Consider the following 14841-nt stretch of genomic DNA (forward strand, 5'->3'; position numbering starts at 1 on the left):
ATTCAAAAGAATGGCTTAAAAAACTTTAGTTAATTAAATGCATTTTTTCAAAAAGTTCTTCACTTATACTATTCACTGTTTGGGGAATAGCAAGACCTGCTATAAAACGGTCAGGTCGTAATATCACCATAGATTGATTTGTTTGACCGAACCAAGTGCGGATTTCACTATCTGCATCACCGATTGTAATGAAATCTGCATTAGAAGTTTGATTGGGTGCATCTAATTGCACGTTAGGGACGACTTGAATAAATTTTATACCTAACTTAATCCATTTTTTCATAATATTGGGTGAGATGCCCCAAGTTGGATTGACTCCCCAAGCGAGAATGGCAAAGTTATTTCCAATGACATCATCTAATAAAATTTTGTCTTTGTTTCCAAACTGTACATGAGGCTGTATGAACATCTTTCCAACAGGTGTATTTTTTCCTGAAAATGGTGCCAATATTCCCTCATTATATTTTGGCATTGGCTTGAAACGCATTTCTAGTAAATAGCGTTTTATGGGTTGTATGTAGTTCAATGCATAAGAAATACTATCGCGAACAACACCTTGCCATTTTTTCGGTGGAGCAAGTACATGACCCGCTAGAACGGATAAATTAATCATTGCTTGTGCGTGGTCTTTCCTTTCTAGTTGATAGCTATCAAGAATTTCAGGGCTTGCCACTTTTTTAATGACCAAAGCCATTTTCCAAGCAAGATTAAATGCATCACGCATACCACTATTGTAACCTTGGCCCTGCCACACAGGCATAATATGTGCAGCATCGCCTGCCAATAAAATACGGTCTACGCGGAAACGATCTGCAATACGTGCATTATGTGTATATACACGTTGGCGTATGACTTCAATATTGTCCGTATGAGGTAAAACTTTTCCTAATAGACGATTAATGTTCTCAGGTTTACTAAGTTCTTCTTGGGTCTCTCCCGGCATTACCATAAATTCAAAACGTCGGATGCCATGTGGTAAAGCTGCTGATACGTAAGGACGAACTGGATCACAGCATAAATATACATGAGGAGTAGCTAATGGATCGTTTGCAAGATCAATAACAATCCATTGGTTAGGTGCTGTTTTTCCTTCAAAATTAATGTTCAGATTACGACGTACAAATGAATTTCCGCCGTCACAAGCAATAAGGTACTGTGCTTGAATAATTTCTTGTTTTTTGTCTTTTGTAGTGAGGTTTAAAGTTACGTGATCTTTGTCTTGAGTAAAACTATTTAAGTGGCGCGAAAAAAATACCTGTGTTGTTGGGTATAACGCTAAACCTTCAAGTAAAACACGGTCAACTTGAGGTTGAATAAATGCGTTACGACGTGGCCAACCAAATTCGCGAGTCATGGGTTGGATATCTGCAAAGCAACGTCCTTTAGGAGTTAAAAAGCGCATCGCATGATTTGGGGTGGTATGCGGTAAAACTTGTTTAATTAATCCTAAAGATTGGATTGTTCTTAATGATTCATCATCAATACCAATGGCTCTTGGATAATCAATAAGTTGATCTAATTGTTCAATAACAGTAACTTGTACACCTTGCTTACTTAAGTAATTTGCAATTGTTAATCCAACAGGTCCTGCCCCTAAAATTGCAACTTCCGTGGTGTGATGTTGAGTTTGATTCACAGTAAATATCCCTTACTATCAAGTTTTCTTATTAATATCAAACTTGAAAGAAGGTTGAATTTAATCAATAGTTTAATAAGTGAATTTTAAAAAGCAGGATGTATATTTAATTTTTTTTAATATATTGTATTTAAAAGAGTTTTTATATTCTTGCAATAGTTTTTTTAAATCCAATCATTGTTTTAAATTATAATTGAAGGATGTCGCTTTTAGAGCTAAAGATTTATTCATTGTAAAAATAATAAAACTTTTATTATCAATAATTTAATTTGATGTAAATACTAATATTATAAACTTTTATAATGAGTAACAGTTATACAATGCCAAATAAGTTGCCATGATGGAAAATAGTATTTCTGTCACAAATCACTCTAAATGGCAGACATAATCAATCACTTCATTTGTCATAATTTTAAATTTACTATTTTCAGGAACATAAAAAGATTCACCGCTAGAATAAATTGTAGCTTCTGGTTCATCGCCAATTTGAACAGTGCATTTCCCAGAAATAATTTCGATGCGCTCTGGCACATGAGTTTTAAATGTTAAAGCCTTATCTGATGGAAGAATAACTCCAAGAGTCTTTTTTGTTCCATCAGCTAGTTCAATTACGTGACTAATAGAATGCCCCTCATAGTAGACATTAGCTTTTTTTGTTATAGAAACAGAATCAAATTGATTTGGCATTTCTTGTATCTCTTTATTGTACTAAATATTATTAAGATAATAATAAAAGTTCCTCTGAATCTTCAAGCTATAAAATTACATTTTAGGTAAGCAATAAAAGTAACTTTTCTCTCAAGTAGATCACTAACGAGAAATTAGTAAATATCAATTAAATGATTCAAAAATAAAAAGCCCAAGGTGAGAGCTTTCTAATCTATGAAATACTTAATATTAGGATCTTGAGCAAAATGTAAGCTAAATAAGGCAATTGCACGCAAGATAAACTGATGACTAAAGTCTGGTTGGTAGATTTAATACTACCTGAGCATCCTCAATAACATCTAAGCGTAGAATTATCTAGCGTAGTTTTTATATATAAATAAGGTCAGAAAAGATGAAATATTTGTCTTTTTCTAATTTTTAGAAAACTTATCTAGAGTATAAAAGCATATAAAAAATAAGATTTTGAAAAATATAAAATTATAGTTGTGAGTACAGGCAGAGATAAGTTGAGCTAAAAACATTACTTATATGAAATAAAATGAATAGTAAACTACTGGTTATTCCATAAAAAAACATCATAATTGGATATAACCTTTATTTATAAACCTTGTCCTAAGCTATTATGAAAATTGAAGATATTGAAGCTTTTGTTTGTTTTGTCAATGTTCAATCTACCAGTCTGGCTGCCCAGCAATTAGGTATTTCACAGCCTGCTATTACTAGAAGGATCCAAAATCTAGAATCAGATTTAGGATTACAACTTTTTGACCGTAATACACGCCCTCTAAAATTGACTCAGCTAGGATTTCAAATTTTTGAGCAGTGTGCTCAGGTTACTGCTGAAATGGATGCATTAGGACAACTAGTTAACAGCTATAAATTATCGACCCAAAACTTACGGATTGGCATTGCGACAAGTCTATCAGACACGATCTTGTCAGGTATTTTAGAAGACTTAAAGCAAAGTTACCCAACATTAAACTTAGAAATTAGCACAGGTTGGGGTATCGATTTATTAGATAAATTTAAGGAAAAAAAGCTAGATTGCATTTTTTCAACAACAGCTCAAACTTATGGGCAGAATGACCAGATAAACATGGAAATTTTAGGTCAGTTACAAATTGTGCCGACTGTTTCAAAAAAATTAAAAAAGATGTCTGTACAGCATCTTGCTGATTGTCAGTCTTTAGGATGGATTCTTAATACTGAAGGGTGCGGTTTTCGCCAATATCTCGTATCGGAATACCATAAATTGAATCAGTTACCTAATATAAAAATTGAGGTTACAGGAACCAATTTGCAGATGAATTTATTGGCTCAAGGTCTTGGAGTAGGATTATTACCTAAAGAAGTTTTTGAAAAGAGTATTTATGCTGCTCAACTTACCTCAATCGAACTTACTGACTTCAATTTATCAGTGCAACTTTTTTATATGATTCAACCCGATTTGAATGAAGTCTATCAATCAATTTGCCAGGAGATGAGCCGTAAAGTACAGAGCATACTAGGATGGGGATGAAATAAAATCTCAAGAAATTTTATTGAGCATAATCAATATAAAAAGCATTAGTTGAAGATAACGCTTTCGTTGACGTCCGCAATGTTTTGAGCCTCACTCATTCTATTAGTATTCCATATTTTAATATTATTATATATTTAATATTTGTTTTTAACATATTAAGACCTGCCGTATTCTTATAAAAAATACATCGGATTTAAATATGGCAATTCAAATTTTAGGAATGATCTGGCACCGTGAGGCATCTGAAATTATTCCAGCGACAAAAACTTTTGATAAAAATTATATTGTCAAAATTGCTCAGGCACATGAACAGGCAGGGTTTGACCGTATTCTATGTGGCTATTGGTCCGATCAGGCTGATGGTTTTTTAGTGACAGCCTATGCTGCTGCACATACGTCTAAAATAAAATTTTTACTAGCACATCGTCCGGGCTTTGTTTCTCCAACATTGGCAGCCCGTAAATTGGCAACCTTGGATCAGCTGATGGATGGACGTTTAGCACTACATGTTATTTCTGGCGGGAGTGATATTGATCAGAAAAAAGATGGAGATTTTTTAAATAAGCAAGAACGCTATGCACGTAGTGCTGAGTTCATCGAAGTTGTACAAAAAACATGGTATAGCCAAGAACCTTTTAGCTATGAAGGTGATTATTACCATGTAGTAGATGCTTATTCTGAAATTAAACCACTCCAAACACACTTACCCATTTATTTTGGCGGTTCTTCCATAGAAGCTTTACAAGTTGCCGCAAAACAGGTTGATATTTTTGCGCTTTGGGGAGAGCCTCTAGCGGGGGCCCAAGAGCAAGTTGAAACACTAAATCAGTTGGCAGCACAACATGAGCGCCAACTTGATTACAACATTTCATTTCGCCCAATTATTGCTGATAGTGAGTCCATAGCTTGGGAAAAAGCGCAAGAAATTTATCAATTATCTAAAAAACAATTAGAAAATTTTGGCTTACAAGCTGCCAGAAAAAAACCACAAAGTACGGGTGGGCAACGTTTACTTGCAGCAGCAGGGCAAGGTGAACGTTTAGATACCAATTTATGGACTGGTATTACTTCTTTAGTTCAAGGCAGTTATAACTCCACGGCATTAGTGGGTACCCCAGAACAAGTTGCAGAGTCTATTTTGCAATATTACAAACTCGGCATTCATAGCGTATTGATACGTGGGTTTGATCCTGTTCAGGACGCAATTGATTATGGTCGAGAGCTATTGCCCCAAATCCGTGAAAAAACAGAAAAATATGATCAACAGCAACAGCTGATTTCGGCCTAATTAGAAAGGAAATAATAATGAATCACTATGGAAAAATTTTATTGGGTGTTTTTACAACAGCAATTTTAGTCGGTTGTACAAAAAAAGAGACTTCACCTGAACATGCTCAGGCATCTGAAGTCAAAGCAAATAAGGAGCAGGTTGTGCTCAATATTGGTGATCAAAAAGGCAATATGCGTGCACAGCTTGAAGCATCTGGTGCTTTAAAAAATGTCTCATATAAAATCAATTGGTATGAATTTCCAGCTGCTGCACCAGTTGCAGAAGCATTAAAAGTAGATGCGATTGATATTGGTTATTTGGGTGATGCACCTTTTATATTTGCCAATTCTAATGGGGGAACAGCCAAGGCTATTGCCGTTTATAAAGCAGATCCATATCCAGTTGCTATTTTAGTGCCGCAGAATAGTCCAATTAAGTCTGCCAAAGATTTAAAGGGTAAAAGTTTAGCATTTAATAAAGGCTCAATTAGTCATCTTTTAACTTTAAAAGCCCTAGAACAACAAGGTCTGAAGCCTGAAGATGTGACGTTTAAATTTTTACCGCCTGCCGATGGAAAATTAGCTGTTGCCAATGGTTCAGTGGATGCTTGGGTGGTATGGGATCCATATACGGCATATGCTGAGCTTAAGGATCATTTTCGGGTTGTGGTTAATGGTCGTGGTTTGTATTCAGGTTATACCTTTTTAGCAGCCACGGATAAATCTTTAAAGGATCAGAACAAACGTGTGGCAATTCAAGATTTCATCTATCGTTTAAAAGAGTCGCAAGCTTGGGCAGGACAACACGGGGATGAGTTTGGTAAAGCTTATGCCAAAATAACTGGACTACCAGAGGATGTGGGAATCAAAGCTTTTAAACGTCGTAATGCCTCGTGGGAGCCGATCGATAATGAAGTGATCAAAGTTTCTCAAGGAACTGCCGATTTTTATACCAAATATAAGCTGATTGATAAAAAGTTTGATGTGACATCTTCATTTGATACTGGTTTTAAAGTGGAGCAAAAATAAAGATGAGTCAGTTGCAACAAGTACTCCAGCCGTTGATTGAAAGAATTGAATATGGAATTTCACAGCAATTAGAAGATGTTGATCTCATACAATCTTTTATTCCAGAGTTTCGTAGATTGCTGCATTTAAATGATTGGTTACCAAGCTCTTATCGGCAACCGAACCCTGAACGCTATCAACAGTTTTTATTATATCGCGATCCGGAAGATCATTTTTCAATTGTCAGTTTTGTATGGGATAAGGGACAAACTACACCAATCCATAATCATGAAGTTTGGGGAGTCGTTGGTGTCCTGCAAGGTGAAGAAATCTCACAGCGTTACCAAAGAAATGCATTAGGGCATTTTGAGATCACTGGTGAACCAGATCATTTAAAAGTTGGCGAAATTGATTTTTTTACTCCAGCCTTGGGTGATGTGCATCAAGTGCGTAATGCGCTGTCCGATCAGGTTTCGATTAGCATTCACATTTATGGTGCTGATATTGGCAAAGTAGAACGCTATACCTTTGCTTTAGATGGCACAGCAAAGCGTTTTATTTCAGGTTATTCAAATCAGGAACATTAATATGACAACCAATATTCAAACTTATCAAGATATCCGCAAAAAGCTATTGGCTGGTCAAGAAATCGCACTAATTGATGTACGTGAAGAAGATCCATATGCTCAAGGTCATCCTTTGTTTGCTGCCAATATTTCTCTTTCCAAATTTGAAGTCGAAATTCTCAATCGAATACCTCGTCTGTCTACTGATATTGTTATTTATGACAATGGTGAGGGTTTGGCACAACGTGCCTATCAACAGTTACAAGCATTAGGCTATCAGCAGATTTCATTATTGGATGGTGGTTTACAAGGCTGGAAAGATGCAGGTGGTGAAATTTTTATTGATGTCAATTCGGCAAGTAAAGCCTTTGGTGAATTTGTTGAACATTATAAAGGGACGCCGTCACTGTCAGCTCAAGAAGTCAAAAAATTAATTGATGATCAGGAAAACATTGTCATTCTGGACGCTCGTCGTTTTGATGAATATCAAACCATGAGTATTCCGGGCGGTATCAGCGTACCTGGTGCTGAATTGGTACTTCATGCTAAAAATATTGTTAAAGATGAAAATACTAAAATTATTGTGAATTGTGCGGGGCGTACACGTAGTTTAATTGGTACACAGTCATTGATTAATGCCAAGATTGGACATGAAGTCTATGCTTTACGTAATGGTACGATTGGTTGGACATTGGCGCAGCAACAATTGGCTTTAGGACAACGCCAACAATATACTAATTTTGCTAATAAAAATAATCCATCAGGCATATTAGAGAATACCAAACAATTAACACAGCAGGCTGGTGTAAAAACGATTAGTTTGGAGCAACTACAACTATTCCAACAACAGAGTGAACGCACCACCTATGTTTTTGATGTACGGTCAGAAGAAGAGTATATACAAGCGCATTTACCCAATAGTCGTTGGATTGGCGGTGGGCAACTAGTTCAGGAAACTGATCATTATGCGAGTGTACGCGGTGCCAGAATTGTACTAATTGATGATCAACTCGTCCGTGCTTATATGACTGCCTCTTGGTTGGCGCAAATGAATTGGGATGTCTACGTACTCGATGCGGATTTTCAGACAATATTTACCGAGCAAGGAGGGTGGAAACCAGTTGTTCCGTTGTTGCATATAAAACATCGGATTACACCTGAACAATTGCAAGCATGGTTAGATGACCGTGAAGAAGTCACTATTCTGGATTTTACAAGTAGTGCAAACTATCAAAAAGGGCATATTCCTACTGCTCAATGGGTCTTAAAAGCAGATATTGAACGACTGTTTAATGAGAAAAAAATTCCAACAAATCATAAAATTGTTGTGACTTGTGGTACTAGTCTGTTAGCACAATATGCAGTATCTGTTCTTCAAGCCAAAATTTCAGAAAATGTTTATGTCTTGGAAGGGGGGAATCAGGCATGGGCAAAAACTTTTGTTTTTGAAACTGATAAACATGTGTACTTATCTCCCCGTATAGATCGGTATAAACGCCCTTATGAAGGAACGGATAATTCTATCCAAGCTATGCAAGACTATTTAGAGTGGGAATATGGATTAGTTGCCCAACTCAATACAGATGGGACACATGGTTTCTTTGTAGTTTAGTTAAATATTTAACTAAGATATTGATAAAAACATAATAGCTCTTTTAAAGCGAAGAAGAGCTATTATGAAAATCAAAAGTATTAATCAAAACTTGTTCTTGAGATTTCTCTAAAAATGTCTTTTTGAAACCAAGTAATAACTGTTGCCTGAAAAACAGTTATTCAACAATAAACTATCACTTTTATGCACAGATAGCGAAACATATTTTTATAAGCTATTGAAAATAATTATAAAAATATTTGGCATGTAAATTGAAATATAACAGCAATATTTTTTTATCTCATCGTTTAACAATCGACGTTATGAGGGGGGATTGCAAAAATGTCAGATTATTCGCAAAGTCTTATTTCACTGTTGGCATACCACGCAACAGCACGTCCAGATGCAATTGCATTAAGACATAAAAAGCTGGGTCTGTGGCAGCACTGGTCATGGAAAAACTTACTAGAACTTAGCGAGAGATACGCGTCTGCGCTTTATGAGTATGGTTTTCAAAACAAGCAAACTTTTCTTATTGTCAGTGCTCCGAATATTGATGTAGTTGCTATTAGTCTGGCTATACAGGCTTTAGGTGGCGAAGTTCAATTGATTGACCAAAGTGTTGATACATTAAAAACAGAAGACTTTTTACGACACCTTGCGATTTTAAAGCCAGATTATATTCTCGTAGAAGAGCTAGAGCAGCTTGTTTCAATTGAAACATTACGTTATCACCCAATTTATATTTTTTATATTGAACAAAGCAAATTAAGTACATTTGAATATGACTATGTTGTAGCTGTCGATAAATTATTAAAAAATTCTAACGAGAAATATCGTATTGATTTTAAAACGAGTCAGCTCGAACCTGCACAAATTGCTTTTAGCTTTGAACGGATTGAATCTAATCAACGACTGAGAGTGCAATATTCTCATCAAGATTTGATTGCAGAGGCCAAACATTTAGTTCAAAACCACCACCTAGATCATCATGAGGAAGCTTTTGTCACGCGTGCTTTTTCAAGTGTTGGGCACATCCGTTATCTATGGTCATCATGGCTACTTGCAGGTTTTAACTTAAATATTCCTGAGACCTTAAATACTCGTGATCAGGATAGACAGATTATTTCGCCAACATTGATTTTAGGGACCAATCAAACCTATGCCCGTGTTGAGCAGTTAATTTATAACCGCTTACCAAGTGATAAATGGCTTGCCAAACATTACCTGCACGCACTTCAAAAACAGAAAAATGAAGAAAAATTATCTTTGATTGATAAGTTTAGCTTTGCCTTATTTAAGCAAGTCATTTTAGAAGAGTTGGGTTTTTCACATCTTAAAGTGGCTTTAACAGTGGGGCAGCCTGTCACACTTGCAACACGAAATTTTTATCAAAGTTTAGGTGTGAAGTTACACGAATGGGGAGAATATGCCGAATGGCAAAGTACCCAATTGGACAATTCGCAGCTTCATTCTTTGCCCATAACAACAATAAATTAAGAGGGGAATATATGTCAGTATCATCTGTGGTATTGCTAGAACTTAAGGCGATTGATTTATCTTTTGGCTCTTCACAAGTGCTCAAGCAACTTAGCTTAGAGGTGAGAAAGGGAGAGATTTATTCTTTAATTGGTCCCAATGGGGCCGGCAAAAGTTCGGTAATTAATATTATTAATGGCATTTATCAGCCGCAATCTGGTCAGATCATTTTTGCTGGTCAGGTTTTGCATAACTATAAGGCAAAGCATGCACCCTATTTAGGAATTGCGCGCACCTTTCAAAATTTAGCACTCTTCAAGCAAATGTCGGTATTGGACAATGTCTTAACTGGACGAGTATTAAAAAGTCGTCACTCATTATTAGGTGCATTATTGTCTTTACCAAGCACTCAAAAAAATGATGATTTACAGCGTTTTAAAGCTGAAGAAATTTTAAAACTGTTGAATCTACAAGAATACCGAGACCAATTGGTTAGCTCGCTGTCTTATGGTTTGCAAAAACGTGTGGAGTTGGCAAGAGCATTGGCAGCAGAACCTCAGTTTCTGCTTTTAGACGAGCCAATGGCTGGAATGAACCATGCTGAAAAACGAAGTATTGCCAAGTTTATTCAAAAGATAAATCAACAGTTGGATATAACCATTTTCATGATTGAGCATGATTTGGCTGTCGTTATGGATATTTCCGACCATATTGTGGTGCTGGACTATGGCAAAAAGATTGCAGAAGGCACACCACAACAAATTCAAGAACATCCCGAAGTGCTGAGCGCATATCTAGGGATTCAAGCGCTTGAAGCGCATTGAACATATACAAATAAATTAAAAAATAAGAGGTTAGTTTTTATATGTCATTTTTTCTAGAAGTCTTGCTAGGGGGGACGTTGGCAGGTGTCATGTATTCCTTGGTTGCCATAGGATTTGTTTTGATTTATCGGGCATCGGGTGTTTTTAATTTTGCACAAGGTTCTTTGGTTTTATTTTCAGCCTTAACTTTTGTCAATTTAACTGAACGTGGCATTCCATTTGTGGTGGCTTTTATTGTCACGTTATTTGTCATTTTTGTGCTGGTGCTATTGATTGATGCATTGATTTTAAAACATTTAATTAATCGCTCTGTCATTACATTGTTCATGGCAACTCTAGGTTTGAGTTATGTCATTGAGGGATTAGCTCAAACTGTATGGGGAACACAGGTTCATGGATTAGATCTGGGAATTTCTGATGCGCCCATCAATTTCTTTGGCGTCATGCTGAGCAAGTTTGATCTGTTCGCAACAGGTATTGCTGGAACATTGGTCATTATTTTATCTCTTTTATTTAGTAAAACTCGCTTTGGCATTTCACTACGTGCAGTTGCTGATGATCCTTTAGCCGCACAATCTGTGGGGATCCGTTTAAATCATATCTGGATATTAGTCTGGACAGTGGCAGGGTTTGTTGCATTAGTCGCTGGTTTGTTGTGGGGCGCACGTTTAGGTGTTCAATTCTCGCTTTCATTGGTGGTACTAAAGGCATTACCTGTACTGATTATTGGTGGTTTTACTTCGATTGCAGGTGCGATTTTAGCGGGCTTGATTGTGGGAGCAACCGAGAAACTAGCGGAGATTTATTTAGGCGGCATTATTGGCTCTGGAATTGAAAACTGGTTTCCATATGTGTTGGCGATTCTCTTTTTATTGGTATACCCAACTGGTCTGTTTGGTCAGAAACAAGTGACGAGGGTATAAGCCATGTTTTTATTTAGCCAAGCAAGACAGTACGTACAGCAATATCAAGATGAGAAACGCATTTTCCGCCTTAAAGAGCATCGTATTTTATTTATTTTTGCACTATTGATTGCCTTTCTTTTCGTTCCATTTGTTGGGCCAGATTACTTATTCAATGCCATTTTAGTCCCTTTTCTAGTTTTGGCACTTGCCGGATTGGGACTCAATATTCTGACAGGTTATACCGGACAACTTTCATTAGGTGCCGCAGCTTTTATGGCAGTGGGCGCATTTGCAACTTACAATTTAGAGCTGCGAATTCCTCAGTTGCCATTACTGGTCAGCATTTTTTTGGGTGGTGTAATTGCTGCTTTAACTGGGGGTGTGGTTGGTCTGCCAAGTCTTCGAATTAAAGGCTTTTATTTAATTGTTTCCACCTTGGCTGCACAGTTTTTTATACCGTGGTTATTCACACAGTATGGCTGGTTTACTAACAATAATGCTTCGGGAGTGATTACTGCTCCTCGTATGGAAATATGGGGTTATTCCATAAATAGCCCAGTCGGGCACTATTTATTAACCTTAAGTATTGTTGTGGTTCTCACCGTTTTGGCTCGCAACCTGATCAATAGTCAATATGGTCGTAATTTTCGTGCTGTACGAGATATGGAAACTGCGGCAATCACTATCGGTATTCCAGTGAGCCAGACTAAATTACTGGCGTTTGCGATCAGTTCATTTTATCTCGGTATTGCGGGGGCACTTTGGGCTTTTGCTTATCTTGGAACCATTGAAGCAGATGGGCTAGATCTTAATCGATCATTTCAAATTCTATTCATCATCATTATTGGTGGTTTAGGCAGCCTAACGGGTAGCTTTTTGGGTGCCGCATTTATTGTGCTGTTGCCTATTTTATTGAGTGTTTTGGGGCAAGCTGTTTTTGGACAGGCTATCGATCAAGCACTACTACAGAATCTACAAAAAATTATTTTCGGGGCTTTGATCATTTACTTCTTGATCAAGGAACCAGAAGGATTAAGCCGTTTACTACGTAATTTGTATCACAGATTAAGAAAATGGCCATTACGTTACTAATTGTTTTAACAACACTTTTGTCTGTTTATTTAGAGATTAATTTATGAAGTTATTTAAATCCTTGTGGTTTTGGCTGGTGGTTATTGCCATCGCTTTAGTCGCTATTGTGTTTGTCACGAAAAAAGACAAACAAAATCCACCTGAGCAAAAACAACAAGCTGCAACTGAGCAGCAAACACAATTGTCGGATAAAAATGCCCAGTATTTCCCTTTACAGAGTTATCGGGTTGGCCCTTATGCTGCTGGGGGAACGGGCTTTTTCGGGGGCTTTATTGACTACATGAAAGCCGTCAATGCCAAAGGTGGTGTGAATGGCGTGAAGCTGGTGTGGTCTGAGTGTGAAACTGAGTACGTAGTAGAAAAAGGGGTAGAATGCTATGAGCGTTTGAAGAATGGTTTAAATGGAGCGCCTGCTGCTGCAACCAACCCTTTATCTGTCGGTATCGCTTATGCAACTTTGGAGCGTTCTACAAAAGATAAATTACCGTTGATTACTATTAATCATGGGCGTACAGATTCTACGGATGGCCGTGTTTTTCCATACGTGTTTCCATTGCAGCTCAATCCATATAGTGAAGTATCTGCAATTATTAATTATTTAGGTCAGCAAAGTGGTGGCTTGGAAAAACTAAAAGGTAAAAAAATCGTGGTTCTATATCACGGTTCTCCTTACGGGAAAGAAACTATTCCAGTCATTGAGATTTTATCGAAAAAGTATGGCTTTGAAGTAACCAACATTGAAGTACCGCATCCCGGTAATGAACAACAATCTCAATGGTTGAATATTAGACGGATTCAACCGGATTGGGTCATTCTTCGTGGTTGGGGTGTAATGAATCCTGTTGCATTAAAAACTGCACAGAAAGTGGGTTACCCAACCAATAAAATTATTGGAAATATCTGGTCAAACTCAGAAGAAGATGCTGCCCCAGCAGGTGCTGCGGCAAATGGTTTTATTTCAATTACGACTCATCCATCAGGAACGAATTTCCCTGTATTACAAGAGATTAAACAACTTGTTGTTGATAAAGGCCAGTCAGATCTTGCCGATAAAAATCGTTTCGGTACGGTTTACTATAACCTAGGTGTGGTAAACGGTATTTTGAATGTAGAAGCAGTACGCGTGGCACAAAATAAATTTGGTAAACGTCCGCTTACTGGTGAAGAGGTCCGTTGGGGCTTTGAACATATCAACTTAACTGAAGCACGTTTAAAAGAACTTGGTGCATATGGTTTGGTACAGCCTTTAAAACTATCGTGCCAAGACCATGAAGGCGGTGGTGCGGTACGTTTCCAACAATGGGATGGTAAAGAGTGGAAAGTAATTAGTGATTGGGTACAAGCAGATCGCAGCTTATTACGTCCGATTATTGAACAATCTTCAGAAAAATATGCCAAAGAGCAAGGCATAAAAATTCGAGATTGCGCAACTGAAGAATAAGATCAGGAGATGACCGCATGTCTAAATCATTAAACAGTATCAAACCTGAAAGTAGTGAACCATTGTTAAATGTCGATGATATTGAAGTCGTATATGACCAGAGTATTTTGGCAGTTAAACGGGTGAGTTTAACTGTTCCTTCTGGTTCTATTGTTGCATTGCTTGGTGCCAACGGAGCTGGTAAGAGTACAACTCTGAAAGCAATATCACAGTTGATTTTTGCTGAAAATGGGCAAATTCACCGTGGCAAAATTGAATATCAGGGTGAATCCATACTGGGGAAAAATCCAAGTGATATTGTCAAAAAAGGTTTGGTGCAAGTCCTTGAAGGACGTCATTGTTTTACACATTTGACTGTTGATGAAAATTTAAGGACAGGCGGTTTTATTTCGCATCATTCAGGTGCCAAGCTTTCGACTGCATTAGAAAAAGTTTATCAATATTTTCCAAGACTTGCTGAAAAGAAGCAGACATTGTCTGGTTATCTTTCCGGTGGTGAGCAGCAAATGCTTGCCATTGGTCGGGCATTGATGACAGAGCCAAAGTTGGTTTTATTAGATGAACCTTCAATGGGGCTAGCTCCTAAGATTAGTTATGAAATTTTTGAATTAATTAAGTCGCTCTCTGAAGAGCAAGGTGTGAGTTTTTTAGTTGCTGAACAAAATATTCGTTTGGCACTTGGCTACACCAATTATGCTTATGTCATTGAAAGTGGAGAAGTCAAAGTTTCTGGACAGACTCAAGTTCTTTATGAAACCGGACAAATTCAAAAAGCATATTTAGGAGAGATTGCTTAGCTTTTAATAACCAGTCATCAATCAAATGATTGATGACTGGCT

The 14841-nt window shown here is 37.1% G+C and carries 13 protein-coding genes; 11 read left to right on the forward strand and 2 right to left on the reverse strand.

Translation table 11 applies throughout. The features are described 5' to 3' along the window. Positions 1 to 25 precede the first annotated feature (25 nt). Entirely contained in the window at positions 26 to 1636 is a 1611-nt protein-coding gene (locus RMB13_RS08790) for a bifunctional 3-(3-hydroxy-phenyl)propionate/3-hydroxycinnamic acid hydroxylase (protein ID WP_045431605.1), read from the reverse strand. Positions 1637 to 2002: 366 nt separating this feature from the next. Next, the gene (locus tag RMB13_RS08795) at positions 2003 to 2323 is read right to left on the reverse strand and encodes a pyrimidine/purine nucleoside phosphorylase (RefSeq protein ID WP_311085006.1); all 321 of its coding nucleotides are present in this window, start codon (positions 2321 to 2323) and stop codon (positions 2003 to 2005) included. Between the two features lie 604 nt (positions 2324 to 2927). On the opposite strand from RMB13_RS08795, the gene RMB13_RS08800 reads away from it, so the two are divergent. The 11 genes from RMB13_RS08800 to RMB13_RS08850 all read left to right on the forward strand — a co-directional run bounded on the left by RMB13_RS08800 (position 2928) and on the right by RMB13_RS08850 (position 14799). Continuing rightward, on the forward strand, positions 2928 to 3824 hold the full coding sequence (locus RMB13_RS08800) for a LysR family transcriptional regulator (protein WP_311085007.1): 897 nt from the start codon (positions 2928 to 2930) through the stop codon (positions 3822 to 3824). 202 nt (positions 3825 to 4026) lie between these two features. Next, the gene (locus tag RMB13_RS08805) at positions 4027 to 5115 is read left to right on the forward strand and encodes an LLM class flavin-dependent oxidoreductase (RefSeq protein ID WP_311085008.1); all 1089 of its coding nucleotides are present in this window, start codon (positions 4027 to 4029) and stop codon (positions 5113 to 5115) included. A gap of 17 nt (positions 5116 to 5132) precedes the next feature. Continuing rightward, positions 5133 to 6125 (forward strand): ABC transporter substrate-binding protein, encoded by a 993-nt coding sequence (locus RMB13_RS08810; protein ID WP_198308210.1) that lies wholly within the window; start codon positions 5133 to 5135, stop codon positions 6123 to 6125. A 2-nt stretch (positions 6126 to 6127) separates the two neighbouring features. Then, the gene (locus tag RMB13_RS08815) at positions 6128 to 6691 is read left to right on the forward strand and encodes a cysteine dioxygenase (RefSeq protein ID WP_198080061.1); all 564 of its coding nucleotides are present in this window, start codon (positions 6128 to 6130) and stop codon (positions 6689 to 6691) included. 1 nt (position 6692) lies between these two features. After that, positions 6693 to 8282 (forward strand): rhodanese-like domain-containing protein, encoded by a 1590-nt coding sequence (locus RMB13_RS08820; RefSeq protein ID WP_311085009.1) that lies wholly within the window; start codon positions 6693 to 6695, stop codon positions 8280 to 8282. A 321-nt stretch (positions 8283 to 8603) separates the two neighbouring features. Further along, the gene (locus tag RMB13_RS08825; protein WP_311085010.1) at positions 8604 to 9761 is read left to right on the forward strand and encodes an AMP-binding protein; all 1158 of its coding nucleotides are present in this window, start codon (positions 8604 to 8606) and stop codon (positions 9759 to 9761) included. Between the two features lie 11 nt (positions 9762 to 9772). Continuing rightward, positions 9773 to 10564 (forward strand): ABC transporter ATP-binding protein, encoded by a 792-nt coding sequence (locus RMB13_RS08830; RefSeq protein ID WP_311085011.1) that lies wholly within the window; start codon positions 9773 to 9775, stop codon positions 10562 to 10564. A gap of 41 nt (positions 10565 to 10605) precedes the next feature. Next, positions 10606 to 11487, forward strand: a complete 882-nt coding sequence (locus tag RMB13_RS08835) for a branched-chain amino acid ABC transporter permease (RefSeq protein ID WP_311085012.1) — start codon at positions 10606 to 10608, stop codon at positions 11485 to 11487. 3 nt (positions 11488 to 11490) lie between these two features. Continuing rightward, positions 11491 to 12561 (forward strand): branched-chain amino acid ABC transporter permease, encoded by a 1071-nt coding sequence (locus tag RMB13_RS08840; RefSeq protein WP_311085013.1) that lies wholly within the window; start codon positions 11491 to 11493, stop codon positions 12559 to 12561. Positions 12562 to 12604: 43 nt separating this feature from the next. Further along, the gene (locus RMB13_RS08845) at positions 12605 to 14002 is read left to right on the forward strand and encodes an ABC transporter substrate-binding protein (RefSeq protein ID WP_005305859.1); all 1398 of its coding nucleotides are present in this window, start codon (positions 12605 to 12607) and stop codon (positions 14000 to 14002) included. A gap of 17 nt (positions 14003 to 14019) precedes the next feature. Next, positions 14020 to 14799 (forward strand): ABC transporter ATP-binding protein, encoded by a 780-nt coding sequence (locus tag RMB13_RS08850; protein WP_311085014.1) that lies wholly within the window; start codon positions 14020 to 14022, stop codon positions 14797 to 14799. The last annotated feature ends 42 nt before the right edge of the window (positions 14800 to 14841 follow it).

Source organism: Acinetobacter sp. V102_4, from assembly GCF_031799005.1.
Taxonomy (GTDB): Bacteria; Pseudomonadota; Gammaproteobacteria; order Pseudomonadales; family Moraxellaceae; genus Acinetobacter; species Acinetobacter calcoaceticus.

What these genes read in the sequence shown, in the direction of transcription:
- RMB13_RS08840 (WP_311085013.1), top strand. Translation starts at nt 11,491, where the DNA reads ATGTTTTTATTTAGCCAAGCAAGACAGTACGTACAGCAATATCAAGAT.
- RMB13_RS08835 (WP_311085012.1), top strand. Translation starts at nt 10,606, where the DNA reads ATGTCATTTTTTCTAGAAGTCTTGCTAGGGGGGACGTTGGCAGGTGTC.
- RMB13_RS08805 (WP_311085008.1), top strand. Translation starts at nt 4,027, where the DNA reads ATGGCAATTCAAATTTTAGGAATGATCTGGCACCGTGAGGCATCTGAA.
- RMB13_RS08830 (WP_311085011.1), top strand. Translation starts at nt 9,773, where the DNA reads ATGTCAGTATCATCTGTGGTATTGCTAGAACTTAAGGCGATTGATTTA.
- RMB13_RS08795 (WP_311085006.1), bottom strand. Translation starts at nt 2,323, where the DNA reads ATGCCAAATCAATTTGATTCTGTTTCTATAACAAAAAAAGCTAATGTC.
- RMB13_RS08845 (WP_005305859.1), top strand. Translation starts at nt 12,605, where the DNA reads ATGAAGTTATTTAAATCCTTGTGGTTTTGGCTGGTGGTTATTGCCATC.
- RMB13_RS08800 (WP_311085007.1), top strand. Translation starts at nt 2,928, where the DNA reads ATGAAAATTGAAGATATTGAAGCTTTTGTTTGTTTTGTCAATGTTCAA.
- RMB13_RS08850 (WP_311085014.1), top strand. Translation starts at nt 14,020, where the DNA reads ATGTCTAAATCATTAAACAGTATCAAACCTGAAAGTAGTGAACCATTG.
- RMB13_RS08810 (WP_198308210.1), top strand. Translation starts at nt 5,133, where the DNA reads ATGAATCACTATGGAAAAATTTTATTGGGTGTTTTTACAACAGCAATT.
- RMB13_RS08820 (WP_311085009.1), top strand. Translation starts at nt 6,693, where the DNA reads ATGACAACCAATATTCAAACTTATCAAGATATCCGCAAAAAGCTATTG.
- RMB13_RS08825 (WP_311085010.1), top strand. Translation starts at nt 8,604, where the DNA reads ATGTCAGATTATTCGCAAAGTCTTATTTCACTGTTGGCATACCACGCA.
- RMB13_RS08815 (WP_198080061.1), top strand. Translation starts at nt 6,128, where the DNA reads ATGAGTCAGTTGCAACAAGTACTCCAGCCGTTGATTGAAAGAATTGAA.